We start from the raw sequence: 25,837 nt of genomic DNA, 5'->3' as shown, positions 1-25,837 counted from the left end.
CCACGGGAGCGGCGTCCCACGGGAGCGGCGTCCGACGCGTCGGCCGTCATCGAGTGGATGCGCACGGCGGAGACCACCATCGAGGCGGAGGCCCGCCCGGGCCCGGCCGAGATGTTCATCTGGGAGGCGTACGTCTCCACCGCCGTCTACAGCGCCGTCGTCGGCATCGAGGGCCGCTTCACCCCGTACAAGTGGGACGAGCGGGCACCTCGTACGGCCTCGTCCGCGGCGGCTGCCGCCTCGGTGGCCCACCAGGTGCTGCGCCACCACTTCCCCGGGGCCGCGCCCCGGCTGGACACGGCCCTGACCCGCACGCTCACGAAGATCCCCGACGGTGAGGCCGAGGACCGTGGCGTCGCGTTCGGGAAGTCCGCCGCCGACCGCATCATCGACCTCCGCCGCGATGACGGCCGCGGCGCGTCCGTGCCGTTCCCCGCGCGCCCGGGTCCCGGCGTCTGGCGCCCCACCCTGCCCGGACACGAGCCCTTCGCCAGCGCCTGGATCGGCGGGGTCCGGCCGCTGCTGCTGGACTCCCCGCACCAGTTCCGCCCCGGCCCGCCGGCGCTGCGCTCCGCCCGGTACGCGAGGGACCTCCACGAACTGGCGGCCTACGGAGGCCGGACCGGCTCGCTCCGGACCCCCGAACAGACGGACACCGCGCGGTTCCTCACGAACCTGGACCCGCAAGGGGCCCTGGGCGACCACGCCACCCGGCACGGCATCGACATCGCCGAGACGGCGCGCCTGTACGCGGCGGCCAACACGGCCCAGGCCGACGCCGTCATCGCCGCCTGGGACGCCAAACTCCACTACGGCACCTGACGGCCCGTCACCCCCATCCGGGAAGCGGACACCGACGGCAACCCGGCGACCCGGGCCGACCGGCACTGGGAGCCGCTGCTGCTCACCCCGGCGCATCCCGACTACCTCAGCGGCCACGCCACCATGGGCGGTGCGCTGATGCGCATGCTGACCGGGATCCTCGGCACCTCCCACGTCGACCTGCACATCCGGTCGACCACCACCGGCACCTCCCGCCACTACCGCTACGCCCACGACTACGAGCAGGACGTCGTCGACGCCCGGGTCTGGGGCGGCATCCACACCCGGACGGCCGACGAGGTGGGCAACGCCACCGGTCGCCGGCTCGCCGCCTGGGCGCTGCGGAAGTACTTCCGCCCCATCCCCTGAAATCGGCCACTTTCAAAATCGGCCACTTATGAAAACGATTGTCATCATGCTACGGTCATGGCGCGTTCAACCATTTACCAGGCCTTGACCGAGGTGTCCCCGTGCGCGTCCCCGCCCGACTCATCCCCCTGGCCGCCGTCACCGCGGCCTCCGCCCTGCTCACCGGCTGTTTCTCCGGTGGGCAGTCGGCCACGGACGACTCCGGGGCGGGGGGCAAGCGCGTACGCGTCGCGATGATGCAGCCACCCCGCTCGGGGCTGTCCCCGCTGTCGGACGACGCCTTCAAGCTGTCGCGCTGGTCGACGGCAGAGACCTTGGTGAAACTGGACGCGGACGGTGACGCCGAGCCGGCGCTGGCCACCGAATGGGCCCAGTCCGGCCGGAATTGGACCTTCACCCTGCGCGAGGGCGTCACCTTCCACGACGGGACCAAGCTCACCGCCGAAGCCGTCGTCAACTCCCTCACCAAGGCCGCCGCGGCCTCCCCCAAGCCCCGCATCCTCGACGGCGTGGACCTGACCGTGAAGGCCGACGGCGACAAGGTCACCGTCACCACCGCCACCGAGGACCCCCTGGTGCCGCAGCGGCTCAGCTCCCCTCAGCTGTCGATCCTTGCCGCCAAGGCCTACAAGGGGAAGACGGTCAGCCCCGTCGGCGCGGGCACCGGCCCCTTCGAGCTGACGAAGGTCAACGGCACCTCTTCCGCCGCCCTGGACCGCTACGACGGCTACTGGGGGAAGAAGGCCAAGGCCCCCGGCATCGACGTGCGGTTCGTGCCGGACGGCACGGCCCGTGCCGCGGCCCTGCGCAGCGGCGAGGCCGACATCGTCGAGGCGGTGCCGGTGTCGCAGGCCGCCGTCCTGGACCAGGACCTGATCACCGAGGTCCCGATGCCGCGCACCAACACCCTGTACCTCAACGCCGAGAAGGGCCCCTTCAAGGACGCCGCGGTGCGGGCGGCGGCCCGTGAGGCGATCGACGCCGAGTCGATCGTGAAGGGCGTGTACGAGGGCCGCGCCGACGTCGCCGAGGGGCTGCTCGGCCCCGCCCTGCCCTGGGCGGCCGAGCTGCGGGGGCCGGTGCGGCGGGCCGAGGCCGGCGACCCGGCCGGCAAGACGATCACCATCGGCACCTTCACCGACCGCGCCGAGCTGCCCGAGGTCGCCGCCGCGCTGCAACAGCAGCTCCAGAAGGCCGGGTTCAAGGTGAAGCTCGACGTCCGCGAGTACGCCAACATCGAGTCCGACGCGCTGGCGGGCCGGTTCGACGCGTTCATCCTCTCCCGCGCCACCGTCCTCGACTCCGGCGACCCGGCCGCCTATCTCTACAGCGACTTCGCCTCCGACGGCTCCTTCAACATCGCCCAGCTCGCGGACCCGGCCGTGGACAAGGCCCTGAAGAAGGCCGGCGCAACGCCGACCGGCGACGCCCGGCGCAAGGCGGTCATCGCCGCCGAGGCCGCCGTACTCGGCACGGACGCGGCCGTGCCCATGCTGCACGAGCGGGTGATCCAGGGCGACGCCGCCGGCGTGACCGGTGCCGCCCACGACCCGCGCGAGCGGGAGCTGGTCACGGCGGACACCTACGTCAAGTGAAGGTCCGAACAACGAGGTTGGCGGACGCCGCCACGCTCACCCGCCTGCTCTGCCTCGTCGCCGTCCTGGCCGCCGTCGGCCTGCTGCCCTGGCTCTCCGGCAGGGACCCGGCCCTGGCCGTGCTGCGCGCCCGCTCCGCCGAGCAGGATCCGACCGAGGAAGCCCTGGACTCCGTACGACGGGACCTCGGTCTCGACGCCGGTCCCCTGTCCCTGCTGGGCGGCTGGGCCTCGGACCTGCTGCGCGGCGACCTCGGCACGTCCTGGGTCTCGGGCACCGAGGTCCTGCCCTCCGTGGTCTCCGGGATCCAGGTGTCGCTGGCGCTGATGGGCGCCTCGCTCGGCGTGGCCCTGCTGCTGGCGTGCGCGCTGGTGGCGCCCGTGCTGGTGCGGGGCCGGGCCTCGGCCGGGGCGTGGGCCGCGATGCTGGCCGCCGTACCCGAGTTCCTGCTGGCCACGGTCGCGCTGCTGGCGTTCGGGGTGTGGCTGGGGTGGCTGCCGACGTCGGGCTGGGCGGGGCCGGAGAACCTGGTCCTGCCCGCCGTGGCCCTCGCCGTCCCCGGCGGCGGACTGCTCGGCCGGCTGGTCGCGGACGCGCTGCCCGCCGTGCTCGACGAGCGGTGGGTGGAGCTGTGGCGGGGCGCCGGGGTGAGCCGGGCGCGGATCGCCGTGGCGGCCCTGCGGCGCGTGCTGCCGCCGCTGGTCCCGCAGTTCGGGATGGTCGCCGTGGGGCTCACCGGCGGTGCGGTCGCCGTGGAGACGGTCTTCGCCGTGCCGGGCATCGGCCGTACCGCGCTCGGCGCGGCCAAGTCACAGGACCTGCCGCTGCTCCAGGGCTCGGTGCTCGCGCTGCTCGCTCTCGGCCTGGTCACGGGCGCGCTGGCGGCGCTCGCCCGGCGGCGGCTGCTGGGTCCGGCCCTGCGTGACGCCTCGCTGTCGCTGCCTCCGGCACGGCCGGTGCGCGCCCATCCCGCGATCCCGTTGTCGCTGTTCACCGTCCTCGCCGTGACGATCGGCTGGGGCCTGTCGCGCGATCCGTACGCCGTGAACACCATGGACCGGCTGGCCGCACCCTCCTGGGCGCATCCGCTGGGCACCGACGGTCTCGGCCGTGACGTGCTCGCCCGGCTGGGCCACGGCGCCGCCTCCACGGTCGGCACGGCGGCGGCCGTCTGCCTGCTGAGCCTGCTGATCGCGCTCGCCCTGGGCTTCCTGCCCCGGATCGCGGAGGGCGCGGCGGACATCGCCAACGCCCTGCCCCCGGTGATCGTCGGCATCCTGGTCGCGGCGGCCGCCGGTCCCGGCACCGGCGGCGCGGCCCTCGCGGTCGCGCTCATCTCCTGGCCGGCCCTGTCCGCGCACGCGGCGGCGCTGGTGCAGGAGGTGCGCGCGTCGGCGTTCCTGACCGCCCAACGGGCCATCGGGGCGAGCCCGTTCTGGATCCTCACCCGGCACGTCCTGCCGTCCGTGGCCGCCCCGGTCGCCCGCCACGCCCTGCTGCGCCTGCCGGGCATCGCCCTGGCCCTGGCCTCGCTGGGCTTCCTGGGCCTGGGCGCCCAGCCGCCCGCCCCCGAGTGGGGTCTGCTGCTCGACGAGTCCCGCGCCTACGTGGAACGCGCCCCGTGGGCGGCCCTCGCCCCGGCGGTGGCACTGGCCCTGCTGGCGGGACTGGCGGTGTCGGGCGCGGCACTCACCCAGGGCCGGAGGGTACGGCGGCGCGTCACCCCGGCTCCGGTCAAGAAGGAGGCCCCCGTTGGAGTCTGAGCCACTGCTGTCGGTGCGCGAGCTGCGGATCGCCTTCGCCGGGGTCGAGGCCGTGCGCGGCCTGTCCTTCGACGTCCGTCCGCGCGAAGTGCTGGCCATCGTCGGCGAGTCGGGAGCGGGCAAGTCCCTCACCGCCCGCGCCCTCCTCGGCATGCTGCCGCGCGGCGCCACCACGAGCGGGACGATCCGCCCGGACCTCTCGGCCCACCGCGGCCGCCGCATCTCCCTGGTCCCGCAGGACGCCCTGTCGGCGCTGTCCCCCGTGCACCCGGTGGGCGACCAACTGGCCGCCGCCGTACGGTCGGTGACCGGAGTCTCCCGCAAGGAGGCCCGGGCCCGGGCGGTCGCGGCCCTGGACCGGGTCGGCATTCCCGACGCGGCCCGCAGGGCGCGGGCGTATCCGCACGAGTACTCCGGCGGCATGCGGCAGCGCGCGGTGATCGCCATGGCCACGATCAACGAACCGGACCTCGTGGTCGCCGACGAACCCACCACCGCCCTCGACGAGGAGCGCCGCGACCAGGTGCTGCGGCTGCTGGCCGAGCAGCGGGAGGCGGTCGGTGCCGCGCTCGTCCTGGTCACGCACGACATGGACGTCGTACGGGGCCACGCGGACCGGGTGCTGGTCATGTACGCCGGACGCCTCACCGAACTCGGCGCCGCCGACGAGGTGCTGGCCCGCCCCCGCGCCCCCTACACGGCCGGACTGCTGGCATCCCTCCCGCAGAACGCGCCCCCCGGCCGTCGCCTCCCCGCCCTGCGCGGGACCCCGCCCGCCCCGGGCGCCCTTCCGCCGGGCTGTGCCTTCGCCCCGCGCTGCCCGCTCGCGGCGGATTCCTGCCGCACGGCCGAACCGGAGCCCCAGCAGGTTTCCGGCCGCCTGGTCGCCTGCCACCGCTGGGAGGAACTCCCCCACCCGGCCGCCGAGTTGTTCCTGAAGGAGCGGCAGCCCGCATGAGCGAACCCCTGCTCGACGTCCGCGATCTGGTCGTCCGCTACGGCGCGGTCACCGCCGTGGACGGCGCCTCCTTCTCGCTGGCCGCCGGTGAGACCCTCGCGCTGAACGGCCCGTCCGGCTGCGGCAAGTCCTCCACGGCCCTGGCGGTGCTCCAGCTGCGCCGCCCGGCGAGCGGTGAAGTCCGCTTCGAGGGGCGGGAGCTGACCTCCCTCACCGAACGCGAGTTGCGCCCGCTGCGTCCCCGCATGCAGCCCGTGTTCCAGGACCCGTACGGCTCGCTGAGCCCCCGCCACCGCATCCGCGACGCCATCGCCGAACCCCTGAAGGTCCAGGGCCGCTGGGATCCCGCCGACGGCCCGGCCCGGGTCTCCGGGCTCCTCGACCGGGTCGGCCTGGACCCCGCGTACGGCGACCGGCACCCGCACGAGCTCTCCGGCGGCCAGTGCCAGCGCGCCGGCATCGCCCGGGCGCTGGCGTCCGAGCCGCGGCTGCTGGTGCTCGACGAGCCGGTGTCGTCACTCGACCCGTCGGTGCGCGCGGGCGTGCTGAACCTGCTCGCCGATCTCCAGGACGACCTGGGCCTCGGCTACCTGTTCATCTGCCACGACCGGGCGGTCGTACGGCACTTCGCGGACCGGGTCGTCGAGATGCGCGAAGGACGCGTCGGCGTCACTTCGGGGTAGCTGCCTCGATCACCTGGCGGAGCCCCTCGACGAGCTGCCCCGCCTCGGGCGCGCTCTTCGGATCGAAGGTCCACTGCGCCATGAGCCCCATCATCAGGGTCAGGTAGAAGTAGCCGAGGGTGTCGACCTTCTCCTCGGGGACGTCGTCCTCGTCCCCGCCGTGGAAGAGGGTGATGATGCCGCGCGCCCCGCCCCGCTGGGCCTGCGCGAGATGCTCCCGCACCTCGGGCAGCTGGTCCCCCAGGGCCACGATCTCCGTGCTGAGGCGCCACAGCGAACCGGGGTCCCGCATGGTGGAGATGATGTTCGCCCACACGTCGGCGAACCGCTCCAGCGACCCCGGCTCCCCGCTCAGCTCACCGCCGCCCTCGAAGGCGTCGGACATCCCCTCCACCATCTCGACGTACGCCCGCGCCAGCAGCGCGTCCTTCGAGCCGTAGTGGTAACCGATCGACGCCAGGTTGGTCCCCGACTCCTTGACGATGTCCCGCGCTGTCGTGCGCACGAACCCCTTCGCCAGCAGGCAGCGCTTGGCGCCCTCGAGCAGATCCTCACGGTGTCCCATGGCATCTCACCCTACCCCCGCATCCATACACACGTCCCAGACGCACGTATTAGACAACCGTACTAGACAAGCGTATAAGACGCTCGTACAGTCCTGCCCATGACGACGAACCCCCACTCCCCGGTCCGCGCCGGCCGCCGCGAATGGACCGCTCTCGGCGTACTGATGCTGCCGCTGCTGCTGGTCTCGATGGACGTCTCGGTCCTCTACTTCGCGGTCCCCCAGATCAGCGCCGACCTGGAGCCCACCGGCACCCAGCAGCTGTGGATCTTCGACATCTACGCCTTCGTCCTGGCCGGCCTGCTGATGACGATGGGCGCGCTGGGCGACCGGATCGGCCGCCGCAAGCTGCTGCTGATCGGCGCCGCCGCCTTCGGAGCCGCCTCGCTGGCCGCGGCGTACGCCGACAGCGCCGAGGCCCTGATCGCGGCCCGCGCCGTGCTGGGCATCGGCGGCGCCACCCTGATGCCGTCGACGCTGGCGCTGGTCCGCACGATGTTCACCGACCCCGCGCAGCGCGCGAAGGCGATCGCCCTGTGGTCCGGTGTGATGACGGGCGGCGTCGCGCTCGGCTCGGTGATGAGCGGCGTGCTCGTCGAGTACTTCTGGTGGGGCTCGGTCTTCCTGGTCAACCTGCCGGCGATGGCGCTGCTGCTGGTCCTCGGCCCGGTCCTGCTCCCCGAGTCGAGGAACCCCGCCCCGGGCCGCTTCGACCGGCTGAGCGTTCCGCTGTCGATGGCGGCCGTGCTCCCGGTGATCTACGGCCTGAAGGAGATCACGTCGGACGGCTGGAACGTCCGGTACGTCGTCTCGATCACCGTCGGCCTGCTCTTCGCCGCCCTGTTCGTCCACCGCCAGCGCACGTCGGCCTCGCCCATGATCCCGCCCGCGCTGTTCCGCGGCCGGGGCTTCGGGCCCGCCGTCGTCCTGAACCTGCTCGCCCTGTTCGGGATGATGGGCTCGGCGTTCTTCACCACGCAGTACATCCAGTCGGTGCTCGGCAAGAGCGCGATGGAGGCCGCGCTGTGGGCCCTGCTGCCGTCGGTGCCGATCGGCATGGCGGCCCCGCTGGCGGCCTGGCTGGTCCACAAGGGCGTCGCCCGCGCCACCGTCGTCGCGGCGGGCTTCACGGTCTCCGCGAGCGGTTACGGCCTGCTGGCCGTCGCCGGTACGGAGTCGATGTGGCTGGTGCTGGCCGCGTGCGGGGTCCTGGCCTGCGGGGTCGTCATGGCGACGACCCAGATCATGGACCTCGCGATGGGCGCCGCCCCGGTGGACCGGGCCGCGACCGCCTCCTCCCTGATGGAGACCGGCGCGGAGTTCGGCGGAGCCCTGGGGATGGCGGTCCTGGGGTCGATCGGTACGGCGGTCTACCGCCACGAGATCCCCGCCTCGGCACCGGCCCCCGCCCACGAGACCCTGGGCGCCGCACTGGCCGTGGCCGAGCAGCTGCCGGGACGCGCGGGGGACGTCCTGGCCGCGGCGGCACGGGAGGCCTTCACCAGCGGAATGCGGGGCGCCGCCCTGGCCGGGGCGGTGACGCTGCTGGGCGCGGCCGTACTGGCGGCGGTCATGCTGCGGCGGGTGCCCGCGCACGACAAAGCCGGACGGGCTGATCGACTCAGCCCGTCCGGCGTTTGAGGACGAGTCCGTTCAGGGCGAACGGGGGTCCGGGGACGGCGACCCCCGGGGAGGATCAGGCCAGGTTCACCGAACGAGCCGAGGTCGCACCGATCTCCGCCGCTACCTCGGCCAGCACCCCGGAGGTCACCGTGTCGTCCACGGTCAGCACCGCCAGCGCCTCGCCACCGGCCACGGCCCGCGACACCTGCATGCCGGCGATGTTGATGCCCGCCTCGCCGAGGATGCGGCCGACCGTGCCGACGACACCCGGCCGGTCCTCGTACCGCAGCACCACCATGTGGTCGGCGAGCGCGAGGTCGACGTCGTAGTCGCCGACGGCGACGATCTTCTGGAGGTGCTTGGGGCCGGCCAGCGTGCCGGAGACCGACACCTCCTCGCCGTCGGCGAGGGTGCCGCGCACGGTGACGACGTTGCGATGCTCGGTCGCCTCCGAGCTGGTGGTCAGCCGCACCTCGACGCCGCGCTCCTGGGCGAACAGCGGGGCGTTGACGTAGGACACCGTCTCGTCGACGACGTCCTCGAAGACACCCTTGAGGGCGGACAGCTCCAGCACCTTCACGTCGTGCTGGGTGATCTCGCCGTACACCTCGACGTCGAGGCGGACCGCGACCTCACCGGCGAGCGCGGTGAAGATCCGGCCCAGGCGCTCGGCGAGCGGCAGACCGGGCTTGACGTCCTCGGCGATGACCCCGCCCTGGACGTTCACCGCGTCCGGCACGAGCTCACCGGCGAGCGCGAGACGCACGGAGCGGGCGACGGCGATGCCGGCCTTCTCCTGCGCCTCGTCGGTGGAGGCACCGAGGTGCGGGGTGGCGACGACCTGGTCGAACTCGAAGAGCGGCGAGTCGGTGCACGGCTCCTTGGCGTACACGTCGAGACCGGCACCGGCGACCCGGCCCTCCTTGAGGGCGGAGTACAGCGCCTCCTCGTCGACGATCCCGCCGCGCGCGGCGTTGACGATGCGCACGCTCGGCTTGACCTTGCGCAGCGCCTCGTCGCCGATCAGGCCGAGGGTCTCGGGGGTCTTCGGGAGGTGGACGGTGATGAAGTCGGAGACCTCGAGCAGCTCGTCCAGCGACAGCACCTTCACGCCCATCTGCGCGGCGCGCGCGGGCTGCACGTAGGGGTCGTAGGCGACGACCTTCATGCCGAAGGCGGACATGCGCTGCGCGACGAGCGCGCCGATGCGGCCGAGGCCGACGACGCCGAGGGTCTTCTCGGCCAGCTCCACACCCGTGTACTTGCTGCGCTTCCACTCGCCGTTCTTCAGCGCGGCGTTGGCCTGCGGGATGTTGCGGGCGGTGGCGAGGAGGAGACCGCAGGCGAGCTCGGCGGCGGTCACGATGTTCGAGGTGGGGGCGTTGACGACCATCACGCCGGCCTTGGTGGCGGCGGAGACGTCCACGTTGTCCAGGCCGACGCCGGCTCGCGCGACGACCTTGAGCTTTTTCGCGGCGGCGATCGCCTCGGCGTCGACCTTGGTGGCCGAACGGATCAGGATCGCGTCCACCTCGGCGATGGCCGGGAGCAGCTCGGCCCGGTCCGCGCCGTTGCACTGCCGGATCTCGAAATCCGGGCCCAGCGCGTCGACGGTGGCGGGCGACAGCTCTTCAGCGATGAGTACGACTGGTTTCGAGCTCACGTGAGTCCTCACAAGTCCAATGCTGCGGACGGCCGTCCCGACGGCCGCAGGCGGTGGAGGGGCTAGCCGCGTGGAAGACGCACGACGCTGTGGGCCTGACGCGTATGTAGTGCAGCAGTCTAGTGGCGCCGAGGGCGTCGTCTTACGCCGCTGCGGAAGGATCACCCGTCCGTGGCCGGACGGGATGGACAACGCCGTACCTCCGACGTTACCCCGGGTTGGCCGAAGGGGCCGGAGCAGCTCGCTCCGGCCCCCTGGCCGTGAGGCTTACGCCTCCTCGTCGACCCAGCTCATGAGCTTGCGCAGCTCCTTGCCGGTGGTCTCCAGCAGGTGCTCGGAGTCCTGCGTCTTGTACTCGTTGTACTTCTTCAGACCGCCGTGGTACTCGTCCATCCAGGTCTGGGCGAAGGTGCCGTCCTGGATCTCGGCGAGCACCTTCTTCATCTCGGCCTTGGTGGCGTCCGTGATGATGCGCGGGCCGGTGACGTAGTCGCCCCACTCGGCGGTCTCGGAGATCGACCAGCGCATCTTCTCCAGGCCGCCCTCGTACATGAGGTCCACGATCAGCTTCAGCTCGTGCAGGCACTCGAAGTAGGCGATCTCCGGCTGGTAGCCGGCCTCCGTCAGCGTCTCGAAGCCCGCCTTGACCAGCGCGGCCGTACCACCGCAGAGGACGACCTGCTCACCGAAGAGGTCGGTCTCGGTCTCCTCGGTGAAGGTCGTCTTGATGACGCCGGCGCGGGTGCCGCCGATGCCCTTGGCGTACGACAGGGCCAGCGCGAAGGCGTTGCCCGTGGCGTCCTGCTCGACGGCGGCGATGCAGGGAACGCCGCGGCCCTCCTCGTACTGGCGGCGGACCAGGTGGCCCGGGCCCTTCGGGGCGACCATGCAGACGTCCACGCCGGCCGGGGGCTTGATGAAGCCGTAGCGGATGTTCAGGCCGTGGCCGAAGAACAGGGCGTCGCCGTCGTTCAGGTTCGGGGCGATGTGCTCCTCGTAGACCTGGGCCTGGATCGGGTCCGGGACGAGGATCATGATGACGTCGGCCTCGGCGGCGGCCTCCGACGGCGTCACCACGCGCAGGCCCTGCTCCTCGGCCTTGGCCTTGGACTTGGAGCCCTCGTGCAGACCGACGCGCACGTCGACACCCGAGTCACGGAGCGACAGCGCGTGGGCGTGGCCCTGGCTGCCGTAACCGATGACCGCGACCTTGCGGCCCTGGATGATGGACAGGTCGGCGTCGGCGTCGTAGAACAGCTCGGCCACTTTGGGTTCTCTCCTCGGGAGTGCAGGTGTTGCGTCCCACCGTATGACGGGGGGCGGAAGGGAAGCTTGAGGGTCTCGGAATACGGGCGGCCGGCGGCGCGCCGACCGCCCGTTTCCGTTCTTACGCCGACCGGTCCAGGGCGCGCAGCGACCGGTCCGTGATGGAACGCCCACCGCGGCCGATCGCGATCGTGCCGGACTGGACGAGTTCCTTGATGCCGTACGGCTCCAGCATCTTGAGCATCGCGGTCAGCTTCTCGCCGGAGCCGGTGGCCTCGATGGTGACGGCCTCCGGGGAGACGTCGACGGTCTTGGCGCGGAACAGCTGGACGATCTCGACGATCTGGGAGCGCGTCTCGTTGTCGGCCCGCACCTTCACCAGGACGAGTTCGCGCTGCACCGCCTGCGACGGCTCCAGTTCGACGATCTTGAGCACGTTGACGAGCTTGTTGAGCTGCTTGGTCACCTGCTCCAGCGGCAGGTCCTCGACCCCCACGACGATGGTGATCCGGGAGATGTCGGGGTGCTCGGTGACACCGACGGCGAGCGAGTCGATGTTGAAGCCGCGGCGGGAGAACAGCGCGGCGATCCGGGCGAGGATGCCGGGGGTGTTCTCCACCAGGACGGAGAGCGTGTGCTTGGACATGATCTCTTCGGTCTCTCTCGCTCAGTCGTCTTCGTTGTCGCCGAAGTCGGGGCGAACGTCCCGGGCGGCCATGATCTCGTCGTTGGAGGTGCCGGCGGCGACCATCGGCCACACCATCGCGTCCTCGTGGACGATGAAGTCGACGACGACCGGGCGGTCGTTGATCGAGTTCGCCTCCTCGATCACCTTGTCGAGGTCGTCCGGGTTCTCGCAGCGGATGGCGTAGCAGCCCATCGCCTCCGACAGCTTCACGAAGTCGGGGACGCGGGTGCCGCGGGCCTGCGGGTTGACGTCGTCCGGGCCGGAGTGCAGCACGGTGTTGGAGTACCGCTGGTTGTAGAAGAGGGTCTGCCACTGGCGGACCATCCCGAGGGCGCCGTTGTTGATGACGGCGACCTTGATCGGGATGTTGTTCAGGGCGCAGGTGGCGAGCTCCTGGTTGGTCATCTGGAAGCAGCCGTCGCCGTCGATCGCCCAGACCGCCTTGTCCGGCGCGCCGGCCTTGGCGCCCATGGCGGCCGGGACCGCGTAGCCCATCGTCCCGGCGCCGCCCGAGTTCAGCCAGGTCCCGGGCTTGTCGTACTCGATGTAGTGCGCGGCCCACATCTGGTGCTGGCCGACACCCGCCGTGAAGATCGTGCCCTCGGGGGCGAGCTGTCCGATGCGCTCGATGACCTGCTGCGGGGAGAGCGAGCCGTCGCCGGGCTGGTCGTAGCCGAGCGGGTAGGTCTCGCGCCAGCGGTTCAGGTCGTTCCACCAGGCGCTGTAGTCGCCCTGGTGGCCCTCGCTGTGCTCCTTCTGCACGGCCTGGACCAGGTCGGCGATGACCTCGCGGGCGTCACCGACGATCGGCACGTCGGCGGCGCGGTTCTTGCCGATCTCGGCCGGGTCGATGTCGGCGTGGACGATCTTGGCGTGCGGGGCGAAGCTGTCCAGCTTGCCGGTGACGCGGTCGTCGAAGCGGGCGCCGAGGGCGACGATCAGGTCGGCCTTCTGCAGGGCGGTGACAGCGGCCACCGAGCCGTGCATGCCGGGCATGCCCAGGTGCTGCGGGTGGTTGTCGGGGAACGAGCCGAGCGCCATCAGGGTGGTGGTGACGGGCGCGCCGGTGAGCTCGGCGAGGACCTTCAGCTCGGCGGTGGCCTTGGCCTTGATCACGCCGCCGCCGACGTACAGCACGGGCCGGCGGGCCTGGGTGATCAGCTTGGCGGCCTCGCGGATCTGCTTGGCGTGCGGCTTGGTCACCGGGCGGTAGCCGGGCAGGTCCATGGCCGGCGGCCAGGAGAAGGTCGTCTTCGCCTGGAGGGCGTCCTTGGCGATGTCGACCAGGACCGGGCCGGGACGGCCGGTGGAGGCGATGTGGAAGGCCTGCGCGATCACCCGCGGGATGTCATCGGCCTTGGTGACGAGGAAGTTGTGCTTGGTGATCGGCATGGTGATGCCGACGATGTCCGCCTCCTGGAAGGCGTCCGTGCCGATCGCCTTGGAGGCCACCTGTCCGGTGATCGCGACCATCGGCACCGAGTCCATGTGCGCGTCGGCGATCGGCGTGACGAGGTTGGTCGCGCCGGGGCCCGAGGTCGCCATGCAGACGCCGACCTTGCCGGTGGCCAGCGCGTACCCCTCGGCCGCGTGACCGGCGCCCTGCTCGTGGCGCACTAGGACGTGACGCACGCGGGTGGAGTCCATCAGCGGGTCGTACGCCGGAAGGATGCAACCACCGGGAATGCCGAATACCGTGTCGGCGCCGACCTCCTCGAGGGAGCGGATGAGGGACTGCGCGCCCGTCACCTGCTCGGGGGCGGAGTGCTGTCCTCCGGATCGGGGCCGGGGCTGCGGGTGATGGGCCCCGGTGGCCTGCTCGGTCATCGGCATTCTCTTCTCAGATGCTGAGGGTTTTTTGCGAAGTTTGTGCGGTTTTCGGCTGCTGCACGGAAGGCGCCCGTGCAACAAAAAACCCCTCGTGCCATAAGGCAAGCGAGGGGAGCGCGCCGGGTGGGTTCGCTGAGCGGTCGAGGCTCAGCGTCAGCCGACGCGCTTTCCAAGTACGAGAATTCGGGTGCGCATGGCACAGACCCTCTCCCCGGCACGCACTCACTGTCAAGTGGGTGGGACGGGAGTCTCATTATGTGAGCGGAGGGCCGTACCGCCTCCGATGACGGCGGACACACCCGAGCTGTACACCCGCGGGGCACCCGCGAACGCCGGTTCGGCCGGTCCGTGCGGCACCGGATAGTGGCCGGAAGCGAGCGCCCGGCGCAGCCGGTACTCGTCGAGCGGCCCGGAGAACGCCATGCCCTGACCGTGCGTACAGCCCATCGCCCGCAGGGCGGCGACCTGCTCGGGCAGATCCACCCCGTCGGCCACGGACTTCAGCCCGAGGTCGCCGGCGATGCGCAGCAGCCCACTGGTGATCTTGTGCAGACGGGCGGACTCGACGACGCCGTCGACCAGACTGCGGTCGAGCTTGAGGATGTCGACGGGCAGCCGCCTGAGGGCCGTGATTGCCCCGTAGCCGCTGCCGAACCCGTCGAGCGCGATCCGGACACCGGCCCGCCTGAGGGCACCCAGCCGCCGCTCCAGCTCGTCCAGGCCGGCCCTGGCGTCGGCGTCGGACAACTCGACGACCAGCGACCCGGACGGCAGCCCGTGCCGGGTGAGCAGCGCCTCGATCGTGCCGGGCGGCATCGACTTGTCCAGCAGCCGGCGGGCGCTCATCCGGACGACGACCGGCGCGGCCAGCCCGGTCGTGTGCCGCTCCGCGGCCTGCTCGACGGCCTCCTCGATCATCCACCGGCCCAGCTCGGCGGTCTTGTCGCTGTCCTCGGCCACCCGCAGGAACTCCGCGGGGGTGAACAGCACCCCCTGGGAGGAGCGCCAGCGCGCCTGCGCGGACACCGATGCGATCCGGCCGTCCTCCAGGGACACCACCGGCTGGTGAAGCAGGGTGAACTCGCCGTCGTGCAGCGCGGACCGCAGGCGCGTGGCCAGCTCCGCCTTGCGTACGACGTCCTGCTGCATCTGCGGCTTGTACAGCTCGACCCGGCCCTTGCCGCCGGCCTTGGCCCGGTACATGGCCAGGTCGGCGTTGCGCAGCAGCTCGCCCGCGCCCAGGCCCGGCTCGGCGAAGGCCACGCCGATGGAGGCGTTGACACGGACATCGTTGCCGTCGATGACGTACGGCTGGGACAGCGTCGTCCTGAGACGGTCGGCGAGCTCCAGTATGTGCCGCTGCCGGGCCTCGCGGTCGCGGGTGTTGTCCCCGACGATCAGGGCCGCGAACTCGTCCCCGCCCAGCCGGGAGGCGGTGTCGCCCTGCCGGACGGAGTCCTGGAGCCGGCGGGCGGCCTGGATGAGCAGCTCGTCCCCGGCCTGGTGCCCGATGGTGTCGTTGACGGCCTTGAAGCCGTCGAGGTCGATGAACAGCACGGCCGTGTTCCGCAGGGCCACGCCCCGGTCGGAGGCACGGCGGCCCGAGAGGGCGTGCTGGACGCGCTTGGTGAACAGGGCGCGGTTGGGCAGGTCCGTGAGCGGGTCGTGCTCGGCGTTGTGCTGCAACTGGGCCTGGAGCCGGACCCTTTCCGTCACGTCCCTGCTGTTGAAGATGAGGCCGCCGTGATGGCGGTTGACGGTCGACTCGACGTTCAGCCAGCCTCCGTCACCGGACCGGAAGCGGCACTCGATGCGCGTAGTTGGTTCCTCGACCGGGTTGGCGGCGAGGAAACGCCGCACTTCGTGCACGACGCAGCCCAGATCCTCCGGGTGGATGAGACCGGCCAGTTCCGTACCCACCAGCTCCTCCGCCGGGCGGCCGTACACACCGGCGGCGGCCGGGGAGACGTACCTCAGGATGCCGCTGGGTGCGGCGATCATGATGACGTCGCTGGAGCCCTGCACCAGGGAGCGGAAGTGGTTCTCCTTCTGCGCCAGTTCCTGGGTGAGGGTGATGTTGTCGAGCAGCATGATGCCCTGGCGCACCACGAGGGCGAGCACGACCGTGCCACCGGTGAGCAGGACCACGCGGTCGACGCTGCGGCCGTTGAGGACGTTGTAGAGGATGCCCAGGGTGCACACGGCCGCCGCGAGATACGGCGTGAGGGCGGCGAGCGAGCCGGCGATGGGCCGGGCGGCCGGATACCGGCCGAGCTCGCCTCCGGGAAGGGGCGCATGATGGTGCGGGCCGCTGCGCTGACCGGGCACGTGCTCGTGCACCACGCGCGTGTACCTCGCCGTGCTCTGCCGGTCCGGGCCGTACCGGTCGGTGTCCGGCGTGCGGGGCGCGGCCCACGGGGCGTACGCCAGGAGCAGCGAGCCGGCGAACCAGCCGGCGTCGAGGAGATGGCCGGAGCGGTAGCTGTCGTGCATCAGTGGCGAGGTGAACAGGGCGTCGCACATCAGGGTCAGCGCCAGGCCGCTGATCGCGGTGTTGATCGCTGTGCGGCTCACCGCCGAGCGCCGGAAGTGCAGCGCGAACACCATGCTGATCAGCGCGATGTCGAGCAACGGGTAGGCCAGCGACAGAGCGGTGTGTGCCACGCTCGGCCCTTCCGACTTCGCGGCCTGGGCGAGGGCGAGGCTCCAGGCCAGGGTGAGCAGCGAGCCGCCGATCAGCCAGGCGTCGAGGCCGAGGCAGACCCAGCCGGCCTTGGTGACCGGCCGCTTGGCGAGCACGAGCAGCCCGACGATCGCGGGTGGCGCGAAGCAGAGGAAGAACAGGTCGGCGTAGCTGGGACTGGGCACGGGCTGTCCGAGGACGACCTCGTACCACCCCCAGACGAGGTTGCCCATGGACGCCATGGCCGAGGAGAGGCCGAAGAGCAGCCAGGCGGGCCGGAAGCGGGTGCAGCGGCTGCGGGCGTAGAGGAAGCACGACACGGCGGCGGTGGCCGCCGCGGCGCTCAGCCCGAAGTCGCCCATGATCAGGGCCGCTTCGTACGAACCCCAGCCGAACGCGGAACCGACGGCGTATCCCGCGCAGACCAGGGCGAGGACGAGTTGGAGGGCCAGGCCCGGCCGGGGGCCGGGGGCCGGCATGCGGGGCAGCAGCGCCCCGGGAGACGGAGGCTGTGCCCGCAGCGCTCCGTCGAGCGTGGGTGTGGGGGTCGGCGGCGCGCTCACCGGACCCTCCCGGTCCGTGCCGCTCCCGGGTGCCGCGGGCCCCGGCGCACCGGCGGGGCATGCCTTCCGCGGCTGCCTGCCCCGCGGTGGTGATGGCTGTGGTCGGTGTGGTGGTCGCTGTGGTGGGTGTGCTGCCCGCCGTGATCGGCGTGGTGGCCGCGTCGTCTGCTCGCGGCCGTCCGCCAGGGTCGCCGCCGGCAGCCCCGCCCCGTCGGATCGCTCGTCCAAAGGCCGTGCATCGCCTGTCGCCCCCCTCACAGTCCTGAAGTGTCCGTCCCCGGCGCCGAACTGTCCCCGGCGCAGCCCCTGTCGGGACGATACACCAGTCTCGTCACTCAGGGACATAGGTTCTCTACGCTCCGTGACGATCACCAGATATATGAGTACCCACCGCGCCCGAAGGATTGCGGACAGTACCCGAAGTTCGGATCAGCCGGTTGGTGCACCCGTCGTAAGGATCACGTTGCGCAGCGGCTCCCGGTTCACATAACGGTTCAACTGGTCCGCCAGGAGCCGCTTGGCGCGCGGCAGGAACGCGGAGGTGGGCCCGCCGACATGAGGGCTGATGAGTACCCCCGGCGCACGCCACAGGGGGTGTTCGCGCGGCAGGGGCTCGGGCTCGGTGACGTCGAGGGCGGCGGTGATGCGGCCGCTCTCCAGCTCGGCGAGCAGCGCCTTGGTGTCGACGACGGGGCCGCGGGCGACGTTGACGAGGAGCGCGCCGTCCTTCATCCGGGACAGGAAGTCGGCCCCGGCCAGGCCACGGGTGGTTTCGGTGAGTGGCGTGGACAGGATGACGACGTCCGCTTCCGGCAGCAGCGCGGGGAGTTCGGTGAGCGGATGCACCGGCCCGCGCGCCGTGGTGCGCTCGGAGCGCGCGACGCGCGCCACCCGCGCCACCTCGAACGGAACGAGCCGGTCCTCGATGGCCGCGCCGATCGATCCGTACCCGACGATGAGGACGTTCTTGTCGGCGAGCGCGGGCCGGAACCCGGCGAGCCACTCCCCCCGGTCCTGCGCGCGGACGAAGTCGGGGACACCGCGCAGCGAGGCCAGGATCAGCGTGAGGGTGAGCTCTCCGGTGCTGGCCTCGTGCACCCCGCGCGCGTTGCACAGCCGGACGCCCGCCGGCAGCTGCCGCAGCCCGGGCTCCACGTGGTCGATGCCGGCGGAGAGGGTCTGCACGACCTGGAGCCGGCTCATCCCCGGCATGGGACGCACGCACAACGGGCTGGGCTTCATGTAGGGGACGACGTAGAAGACGCAGTCCGCCGGGTCCGCGGGGAAGTCCTCCTCTCCGTTCCAGAAGCGGTAGGCGGGGCCCTCGGGGAGTCCCTCGATCTCGTCCGGCGGGATGGGCAGCCACACGTCAGCAGTCATGCTCTGGAGGCTATGTCAGGAGGGTGCGACGGCAGAGGTTAGGTTGGGGTGGCCGGAACAGGGAGGGTCACGACCAGGTGGAGCGCAGGACGATCGGCGCGGCGGCGCTCGCGGTGGGGGCCGTCGGACTCGGGTGCATGCCGATGAGCTGGGCGTACAGCGCGTCGCGGCAGCGTGGCGACGAGTCGCTCAGGGCGGTGCACCGGGCGCTCGACCTGGGTGCGTCCCTGCTGGACACGGCCGACATGTACGGCCCCTTCACCAACGAGCTGCTGTTGGGGCGGGCGTTGAAGGAGAGGCGGTCGGACGCCTTCGTGTCGACGAAGGTCGGTCTGCTCGTGGGCGACCAGCACATCGTTGCCAACGGCCGCCCGGGATATGTGAGACGAGCCTGCGACGCGTCGCTGCGACGTCTCCAGACGGACGTCATAGACCTCTACCAGCTGCACCGGGCCGACCCGGAGGTCCCCGTCGAGGAGACGTGGGGCGCGATGGCGGAGCTGGTCCAGGCCGGGAAGGTGAGGGCGTTGGGCCTGTGCGCGGTGGGCGCGCGGGCGGGCCGCCGCTCCGGGGCCCGGCTGCACGACGCGACGATCCGGCAGTTGGAACGGGTGCAACAGGTGTTCCCCGTGAGCGCGGTGGAGGCGGAGCTGTCGGTGTGGTCGCCGGAGGCTCTGGAGACGCTGCTGCCGTGGTGCCGGACGCGGGGCATCGGCTTCCTGGCGGCGATGCCGCTCGGCAACGGCTTCCTGACCGGCCGGCTGCGGCCCGGCGCGGGCTTCGAGGCCGACGACATCCGGGCCCGGCACCCCCGCTTCACGGCCGAGATGATGGCCGCGAACCAGCCGATCGTCGCGGGCCTGCGCCGAGTGGCCCGCCGCCACGGCGAGCACGTCACGCCCGCCCAGGTCGCCCTCGCCTGGGTCCTCGCCCAGGGCCCGCACGTGGTCCCGGTCCCCGGCACGAAGCAGGAGCGCTGGGTCACGGAGAACGCGGCGGCGGCGACCCTGCGCCTGACGGCCGAGGACCTGCGAGAGGTGGCGGCACTGCCGCCCGCCCAGGGGTCGTGGGACTGACCCGGCCCCCGGGCCGCGGCCCCACGCGGCGCCTCGGCCACGAAGCGCCCCTCGCGCCGCCGAAGAACCGGCACCGCAGCGGCCTCCCGGCCGTCGGAGGCCAACGCCGTGGCGGCGCCCCGGCTGCCCGAAGCTCACAGCGCCGCCCGGCGGCGGCCCGCGAAGGGAACGGGGTGCCCCGTCGCGCCGAGGAATTCAGGCAAAGCCCTAAGGGTGGCGGAACTGTCGCCGACGCACGGCCCGCGGGACTGATTCGGACCCGGCCCGCGGCCACGCGCGGCGACTCGGCCACCGGCGGTCTCCCCGCCGCCGCAGTGGCACCGCAGCGGGGCCCCTGCTGCCCGAAGCGCACAGCGCCGCCCGACGGCGGCCCGCGAAGCGGGCGGGCGTGCCCCATCGCGCCGAGGGGTTAAGGGAAAGTCGCGTGGGACTGAGCCGGGCCCGGTCCGCAGTCACACGCGGCGGTTCGGCCACCGGCGGTCTCCGCGCTGCCGAAGAGGACTTGCCCCGCCGGGCTACGGCGATCCTGCCGGGGGGATGCCCCGCCCCCCGGAGGGATCCGGGCAAAAGCCCTGAGGGTGCCCGCGTTCATGGACCGGGTTGGGTGATCGGGAACTTCGGAGGCTCGGGAGGTGTATGACAGGTAGAACCCGCCGCCGCTCGAAGGGACCATGATCGTGCAACGTCGAGCCGTGCCGGCCGTGCTGGCCGCCGCCGCGCTCCTGCTGACGGCCGGCTGTTCCTCCGACGGCGGAGGATCGTCCGGCACGGACGGGAGCGCCTCCCCGAGCCGTACGGCACCGGAGTCGTCCGCACCGGCGGGGCAGGCCGCCGAGGAGGCGCCGCCCGCCAAGGGCTCGGTGAAGGTGGTCCGCACCATCGCCGAGGGCCTGGACTCCCCCTGGGGCCTCGCCCCGCTTCCCGGCGGCGGCCTGCTCGTCTCCTCCCGGGACGACGGGACGATCGTCCGGGTCGACGAGAAGACCGGAAAGAAGACCGAGCTGGGCGAGGTGCCGGGCGTATCGGCCGCCGGCGAGGGCGGCCTGCTCGGCATCGCCCTGTCCCCCGACTACGCCTCGGACCACATGGTCTACGCGTACTTCACCTCGGCCTCCGACAACCGCATCGTCCGCATGCTGTACGACGAGAAAAAGCCCTCCGGCGAGCAACTCGGCGCTCCCGACACGGTCTTCAGGGGCATCCCCAAGGGCTTCGTCCACAACGGCGGCCGGATCGAGTTCGGCCCGGACAAGATGCTGTACGTCGGCACGGGCGAGAGCGGAGACACGGGCCTGTCCCAGGACAAGGAGTCCCTGGGCGGCAAGATCCTGCGCCTGACCCCGGAGGGCGAACCGGCACCGGGCAACCCCTTCCCCGATTCCCCCGTGTACTCGTACGGCCACCGCAATGTGCAGGGCCTCGCCTGGGACGGCAAGCAGCGCCTGTTCGCCTCGGAGTTCGGCCAGGACACCTGGGACGAGCTCAACGCGATCAAGCCGGGCGACAACTACGGCTGGCCGGAGGCGGAAGGCCGGTCCGGCGACTCCGGGTTCCACAACCCGATCGACCAGTGGACCACGGCCGAGGCCTCGCCCAGCGGCATCGCCTACGCCGAGGGGTCGGTCTGGATGGCCGGCCTGCGCGGCAAGCGGCTGTGGCGCATCCCGCTGAACGGCACGGAGGCATCGGCCGAGCCGCAGGCCTTCCTGGACGACGAGTACGGCCGGCTGCGCACTGTGGTCCCGGCGGGCGGCGACCGCCTGTGGCTCGTGACCAGCAACACGGACGGCCGGGGCAGCCCGGATGACGGCGACGACCGGATCCTGGAACTGCGGGTGACGTAGCCCCGGCTCACTCCTCGGGGTCTTCGGCCTCCGGCTCCTGCGGCGGGTGTACGACGACCTTCCCGGACGACAGGTCTATCGGCCCGCGTCCGGGATCTCCGTCCCCGACGTCCTCGCGGGTCAGTTCCAGGCGGTTCTGCTCGTCGCGGGTGTGTTTGCGGCCCGGTGAGAACAGTTCCTCGAACATGTTGAACAACGGAGCCTCCCTGGGCCGCGTCTCCCCCGACGTCCTTTACAGCGTATACCTCAGCTCGCGGGGCCGGGCGTGATGGATTCGGCCGTGAACAGTTCCAGCCGGTGCGCCACCGCCGCCGCCTCACCGCGCCCCGAGACGCCGAGTTTCGCCAGGATGTTGGAGACGTGGACGCTCGCGGTCTTCGGGGAGATGAACAGTTCCTCGGCTATCCGGCGGTTGGTGTGGCCGGCGGCGACCAGGCGCAGCACATCCCGTTCCCTGCTGGTGAGGCCCAGGGCCTCGGCGGGGTCCGCGGGGGCGGGGGCCGGTTCCGCGGCGGGCGTGAGCGGCAGGCGGGCGCGCTGGGCGAGAGCCGTGGCGGCGTCGGCGAGCGGCCGGGCACCGAGGTGGCGGGCGACGGTATGGACGAGGCGGAGCAGTTCCGTGGCACGGTCGCGCTCGTCGGTCTCGCCGCCGCCCGTCAGCAGTGACTCGGCCAGGCGGTACCGGACGCGGGCGAGGTCGTAGGGCCGCTCCAGGGGTTCGAAGGCGGTGACCACCTCCGACCAGAGGTCCGGGGTGCTCCGGCTCTCGGCGCGGTGGAGTTCGGCGCGGACCCACTTCTCGTGGGCGAGCCAGACGGGGGCGTTGGTGGTGAGGCGTTTGGCGGCTTCGAAGATGCTCCCCAGGACCTCCGCACGGCCGTCCCGTGCGGTCGGCAGCGCCCGTGCGTCGGCCTCGGCCGTGGCGGCCTCGAGCAGCAGCGGCCAGGCGTAGCGCTGGGTGCCGGGCGGGAAGCCGGACTCCAGGGTGCGGGCCAGTTCGGCGCGGGCGTCGGGGAGGCGGCCCTCGGCGACGGCGACGGCGACGGTGAGGCAGGAGATCGGGAGGTCGTGCTGCGGCATGGGGTCGTGCGGGCCGTAGGAGGCGCGGCCCTCGGCGAGATGACGGGCCGCCTCGGGCACCCGGCCGCGGGCGAGCGCGAGGAACGCCAGGCTGTTGGCCCCGGACCCGTACGGCGCTGCCGTCTGCCCGTGCCGCTGGGCGTTGACGGCCGCCTCGGCCGCCTCGTCCCAGCGGCCCAGGGAGATGAGCGACTCGGCGAGGTTGCCCCAGATCCAGCCCTCGGAGTCCCGCAGGCCCATCCTGCCGGTGAGGCGCAGGCCCTCGTGAAGGACGTCCACGGAATCCCCGGAGCGTCCGATGCCCTCCAGGGCGGAGGGCAGATTCACATGGCTGCGGCCCACGACGGCCGCGAGCCCCCGGGCCTCGACCTCGTCCCTGACGTCGTACATATGGGCCAGCCCGGCCTCGATCTGCCCGGCGTCGATCATGAGCGCGCCGAGGGTGAGCCGGGCGTTGGCCTCGATGTCCTCGGCGCCCACCATGCGCGCGTACTCCACCGCCCGCTCGGCGGCCGTCAGTGCCTGCGGGCCCGGCTGGTGGAGCATCGACCAGTGGGCGACCGTGGCGAGCACCTCGGCGTGCACCTCGGACGGCGGCAGACCGCGGACCAGTTCCTGCGCGGTGGCGATCTCCTTCCAGCCGTCACCGCGGGCGAGCCGCTGCACCAGCCGGGAGCGCTGGATCCAGAACCAGGCGGCGCGCAGGGGATCGTCCTCCTCTTCCAGGAGGCGCAGCGCCCGCTTGGTGATCTTCAGGGCGCGTTCGCGCTCCCCGCAGAGCCGTCCGGCGACTGCCGCCTCGGCCAGCAGGTCGAGGTGGCGCAGGGCGCGGGCCTCCGGGTCGCCGCCGGCGGAGGTCCCCTCACGCCGTTCGGGCAGTGGGGGAAGGTAGGCCTCGGCGTAGTCGACGGGGCGCAGCGTCCGGCGTACGGCTTCGGGGGCGGTGTCCCACAGTTCCATCGCCCGTTCGAGCAGCCGGAGTTGCTCCGCGTAGGCGTGGCGGTCGCGGGCCTCGACGGAGGCGTCGAGGACGGCGGGCAGGGCCTTGGCCGCGTCGTGGGCGTGGTACCAGTAGCTGGCCAGGCGGGTCGCGCGCTGGTCGGCGGGGACGAGGGTGGGGTCGGTCTCCAGGGCTTCGGCGTAGCGGCGGTTGAGGCGGGAGCGTTCGCCCGGGAGCAGGTCGTCGCTGACGGCCTCGCGGACCAGGGAGTGGCGGAAGCGGTAGCCGTCGCCGGCGGGCGCGGGGGTGAGGATGCCGGCGTTCACGGCGGCCCGCAGCGCCTCGATGAGGTCGTCCTCGGTGAGCCGGGCGACGGACGCCAGCAGCCGGTACTCGACGGTGGAGCCGCCCTCGGCGACGATCCGGGCGACCTGCTGTGCGGTCTCCGGCAGCCCTTCCACCCGGACGAGCAGCAGGTCGCGCAGGGAGTCGGTCAGGCCCGTGCGGCAGCCCTCCTGGGCGGCGACGGCGAGTTCCTCGACGAAGAAGGCGTTGCCGTCGGAGCGTTCGAAGATCGCGTCGATCTGGTCCGGGTCGGGTTCCTGGGCGAGGATGCCGGCGACCTGGCGGCACACCTCCTCGCGGTTGAAGCGGGCGAGTTCGAGGCGGCGGATGGTGCGGAGCCGGTCGAGTTCGGCGAGCAGGGGCCTGAGCGGGTGACGGCGGTGGATGTCGTCGGAGCGGTAGGTGGCGAGGACGACTAGGCGGCCGGTGCGCAGGGTGCGCAAGAGGTAGGTGAGCAGGTGCCGGGTGGAGGCGTCGGACCAGTGCAGGTCCTCCAGGGCGAGGACGACGGTGTGCTCGGCGGTGACGCGCTCCAGCAGGCGTGCGGTGAGCTCGAAGAGGCGGGCCATGCCGTCCTCGTCGTGCCGGGCCGCCTCACGGGCCGCGGCCGTGCCGATCTCGGGGAGCAGCCGGGCCAGTTCCTCCTCCTGCCCGGCGGCCGCGGCGGCGAGCTCTCCGGGCAGCTCGCGGCGCAGGGCGCGCAGGGCGGTGGAGAACGGCGCGAACGGCAGCCCGTCGGCGCCGATCTCGACGCAGCCGCCGAGGGCGACGACCGCGCCCCGCCTGCGGGCCGCGCCGGCGAACTCCTCGACGAGGCGGGTCTTGCCGACTCCGGCCTCGCCGCCGATGAGCAACGCCTGCGGGTCGCCCGCGGCGGCACCGGCGAGCACCTCGTCGAGCATGCTCAACTCGGCGGCCCGGCCGACGAACACGGGGCTGACGGACCTGGTCTCCACGGACCCGAGCATCGCACGCGGGTCCGGCGGCACGGCACCGGTTTTGCCACCGCGGGCCACGGCACCGGCGGCCGCTCCCGGACGGACGGCCGCCACACCGACAGCCACTGCCGTACCGATGGCCGCCACGTCGACAGCCGCTGCCGTACGGACGGCCGCCACATCGACAGCCGCTGCCGTACGGACGGTCGCGCCGCCGGCCCGGCCCGGCCCCGTGTTCACGCCGTCCGGGCGGACCGTGGCCTGCGGAAGCGGCGGCTATGGCTCTCGTGCTCGGCGGAGCTTTCCGCGGTTTCGCGGCGGCCGGCGCGGCGGGCACGGGCGGCCTCGCGGACCTGGCGCTCGTGGTCGGCGCGGCGGATGAGGTCGGTGGTGCGCAGCTGCTGGAACTCGTACTCGTACATGGTGTGTCCTTCGTGGGAGTCGGGTGCGGGGGCTTCGCTTTCTGCGATGCCTCCACCTTCGTCTCCCAGGCGGGGCTGCCACATCGGGAGAGTTCCGCATCTTCGGGGGCGGTCGGGGCCTTAGACACGGCTGAGGGGCCTCAGGGCCTCCGTAAGGTGCTCACGGATTCCCTAAGACCCCTCAGGACCAGCGGTGACTCAGCTCGCCGACGGCAGTCCGAGCAGGATGCCGGTGTACTTGAGGACGGCCAGGAACAGGCCGATCACGCCGAGCGCGACACCCGCCCAGGCGACCGACTTGATCCAGGGGGCCTGGATCCTGCCGGGCGTGCCGAACGCCGGCCGGGCGAGCGTCACGACGCCGACGACCAGCGCGACCAGCGCGAAGAAGCCGCCCCACAGGGCCGTGGTCTGCCAGGCGTCGCCGTAGACCGCCTGGATCTGCTTGGCCACGTCCGCGTTCTGCGCCGTCTCCAGCTGACCGATGAGGTTCTGGCGTGCGGCGGCCACCGTGCCGAGCCAGCTGCCGGTGAGCGAGACGACGCCCAGCGCCGCGGAGACCACGGCGGCAGCGCCCTGGCCGACGCCGAAGGGTCCCTCCTCCTTGGTCTCGGCGGCCTCGGCCGGGACCTCGGTCTTGGTCACCTCGTCGGACTTGGTGGTGTCCACCGCCTTCTCGTCGGTCGTGGCCTCGGTGGCCTCGGTCTCGTCCACTGCGTTCGTTGCCATGTCTCGCACCGT

At 72.4% G+C, this 25,837-nt stretch carries 20 protein-coding genes; 9 read left to right on the top strand and 11 right to left on the bottom strand.

The features are described from left to right. Positions 1-57: 57 nt before the first annotated feature. The 6 genes from QC385_RS26405 (at position 58) to QC385_RS26380 (ending at position 6,190) form a co-directional block, all read left to right on the top strand. Positions 58-822: a hypothetical protein gene (locus QC385_RS26405; protein WP_279543847.1), complete on the top strand. Its 765-nt coding sequence runs from the start codon at positions 58-60 to the stop codon at positions 820-822. A 138-nt stretch (positions 823-960) separates the two neighbouring features. After that, positions 961-1,191: a hypothetical protein gene (locus QC385_RS26400; RefSeq protein ID WP_279543846.1), complete on the top strand. Its 231-nt coding sequence runs from the start codon at positions 961-963 to the stop codon at positions 1,189-1,191. Between the two features lie 101 nt (positions 1,192-1,292). Further along, positions 1,293-2,786: an ABC transporter substrate-binding protein gene (locus QC385_RS26395; protein WP_279543845.1), complete on the top strand. Its 1,494-nt coding sequence runs from the start codon at positions 1,293-1,295 to the stop codon at positions 2,784-2,786. Positions 2,787-2,803: 17 nt separating this feature from the next. Continuing rightward, complete coding sequence (locus QC385_RS26390; protein WP_279543844.1) at positions 2,804-4,549, top strand: ABC transporter permease subunit; 1,746 nt, start codon at positions 2,804-2,806, stop codon at positions 4,547-4,549. Beyond that, complete coding sequence (locus QC385_RS26385) at positions 4,539-5,507, top strand: ABC transporter ATP-binding protein (protein WP_279543843.1); 969 nt, start codon at positions 4,539-4,541, stop codon at positions 5,505-5,507. Before QC385_RS26390 ends, QC385_RS26385 begins: the two co-directional genes overlap by 11 nt. Continuing rightward, positions 5,504-6,190: a dipeptide/oligopeptide/nickel ABC transporter ATP-binding protein gene (locus QC385_RS26380; RefSeq protein WP_279543842.1), complete on the top strand. Its 687-nt coding sequence runs from the start codon at positions 5,504-5,506 to the stop codon at positions 6,188-6,190. Before QC385_RS26385 ends, QC385_RS26380 begins: the two co-directional genes overlap by 4 nt. On the opposite strand, the gene QC385_RS26375 is transcribed toward QC385_RS26380, so the two are convergent. Beyond that, the gene (locus QC385_RS26375; RefSeq protein WP_279543841.1) at positions 6,177-6,755 is read right to left on the bottom strand and encodes a TetR/AcrR family transcriptional regulator; all 579 of its coding nucleotides are present in this window, start codon (positions 6,753-6,755) and stop codon (positions 6,177-6,179) included. The two genes, QC385_RS26380 and QC385_RS26375, sit on opposite strands and share 14 nt — an antisense overlap. Positions 6,756-6,854: 99 nt before the next feature. On the opposite strand from QC385_RS26375, the gene QC385_RS26370 reads away from it, so the two are divergent. Next, positions 6,855-8,396: an MFS transporter gene (locus QC385_RS26370; protein ID WP_279543840.1), complete on the top strand. Its 1,542-nt coding sequence runs from the start codon at positions 6,855-6,857 to the stop codon at positions 8,394-8,396. A gap of 55 nt (positions 8,397-8,451) precedes the next feature. On the opposite strand, the gene serA is transcribed toward QC385_RS26370, so the two are convergent. The 6 genes from serA to QC385_RS26340 form a co-directional block, all read right to left on the bottom strand. Next, complete coding sequence (gene serA / locus QC385_RS26365) at positions 8,452-10,041, bottom strand: phosphoglycerate dehydrogenase (protein ID WP_279543839.1); 1,590 nt, start codon at positions 10,039-10,041, stop codon at positions 8,452-8,454. Positions 10,042-10,308: 267 nt separating this feature from the next. After that, complete coding sequence (gene ilvC, locus QC385_RS26360) at positions 10,309-11,307, bottom strand: ketol-acid reductoisomerase (protein WP_150483193.1); 999 nt, start codon at positions 11,305-11,307, stop codon at positions 10,309-10,311. 121 nt (positions 11,308-11,428) lie between these two features. Then, entirely contained in the window at positions 11,429-11,953 is a 525-nt protein-coding gene (gene ilvN, locus QC385_RS26355; RefSeq protein ID WP_279543838.1) for an acetolactate synthase small subunit, read from the bottom strand. A 21-nt stretch (positions 11,954-11,974) separates the two neighbouring features. Then, positions 11,975-13,822, bottom strand: coding sequence for an acetolactate synthase large subunit (locus QC385_RS26350; RefSeq protein ID WP_279543837.1), 1,848 nt, complete (start codon positions 13,820-13,822; stop codon positions 11,975-11,977). Between the two features lie 231 nt (positions 13,823-14,053). Next, positions 14,054-17,071 (bottom strand): putative bifunctional diguanylate cyclase/phosphodiesterase, encoded by a 3,018-nt coding sequence (locus QC385_RS26345; protein WP_279543836.1) that lies wholly within the window; start codon positions 17,069-17,071, stop codon positions 14,054-14,056. Positions 17,072-17,500: 429 nt separating this feature from the next. Continuing rightward, complete coding sequence (locus QC385_RS26340) at positions 17,501-18,451, bottom strand: 2-hydroxyacid dehydrogenase (RefSeq protein ID WP_279543835.1); 951 nt, start codon at positions 18,449-18,451, stop codon at positions 17,501-17,503. A gap of 77 nt (positions 18,452-18,528) precedes the next feature. Here QC385_RS26340 and QC385_RS26335 point away from each other — a divergent pair, with 77 nt between their 5' ends. Beyond that, entirely contained in the window at positions 18,529-19,527 is a 999-nt protein-coding gene (locus QC385_RS26335; protein ID WP_279543834.1) for an aldo/keto reductase, read from the top strand. 671 nt (positions 19,528-20,198) lie between these two features. Then, positions 20,199-21,371, top strand: a complete 1,173-nt coding sequence (locus tag QC385_RS26330) for a PQQ-dependent sugar dehydrogenase (RefSeq protein ID WP_279543833.1) — start codon at positions 20,199-20,201, stop codon at positions 21,369-21,371. A gap of 7 nt (positions 21,372-21,378) precedes the next feature. Here the strand turns inward: QC385_RS26330 and QC385_RS26325 are convergent, their stop codons facing one another. The 4 genes from QC385_RS26325 to QC385_RS26310 form a co-directional block, all read right to left on the bottom strand. Then, positions 21,379-21,567, bottom strand: coding sequence for a DUF6191 domain-containing protein (locus tag QC385_RS26325; protein ID WP_279543832.1), 189 nt, complete (start codon positions 21,565-21,567; stop codon positions 21,379-21,381). 50 nt (positions 21,568-21,617) lie between these two features. Further along, on the bottom strand, positions 21,618-24,704 hold the full coding sequence (locus QC385_RS26320; protein ID WP_279543879.1) for a helix-turn-helix transcriptional regulator: 3,087 nt from the start codon (positions 24,702-24,704) through the stop codon (positions 21,618-21,620). Between the two features lie 206 nt (positions 24,705-24,910). After that, positions 24,911-25,096, bottom strand: coding sequence for a hypothetical protein (locus tag QC385_RS26315; RefSeq protein ID WP_279543831.1), 186 nt, complete (start codon positions 25,094-25,096; stop codon positions 24,911-24,913). Between the two features lie 198 nt (positions 25,097-25,294). Continuing rightward, a complete protein-coding gene (locus tag QC385_RS26310; RefSeq protein WP_279543830.1) occupies positions 25,295-25,825 on the bottom strand; it encodes a hypothetical protein in 531 nt (176 codons plus the stop codon). Positions 25,826-25,837: the final 12 nt, after the last annotated feature.

The sequence above is a fragment of the Streptomyces sp. DH10 genome (assembly GCF_029813805.1).
Classification (GTDB): Bacteria; Actinomycetota; Actinomycetes; order Streptomycetales; family Streptomycetaceae; genus Streptomyces; species Streptomyces coeruleofuscus.
This window is presented reverse-complemented; position numbering and strand designations above follow the sequence as displayed.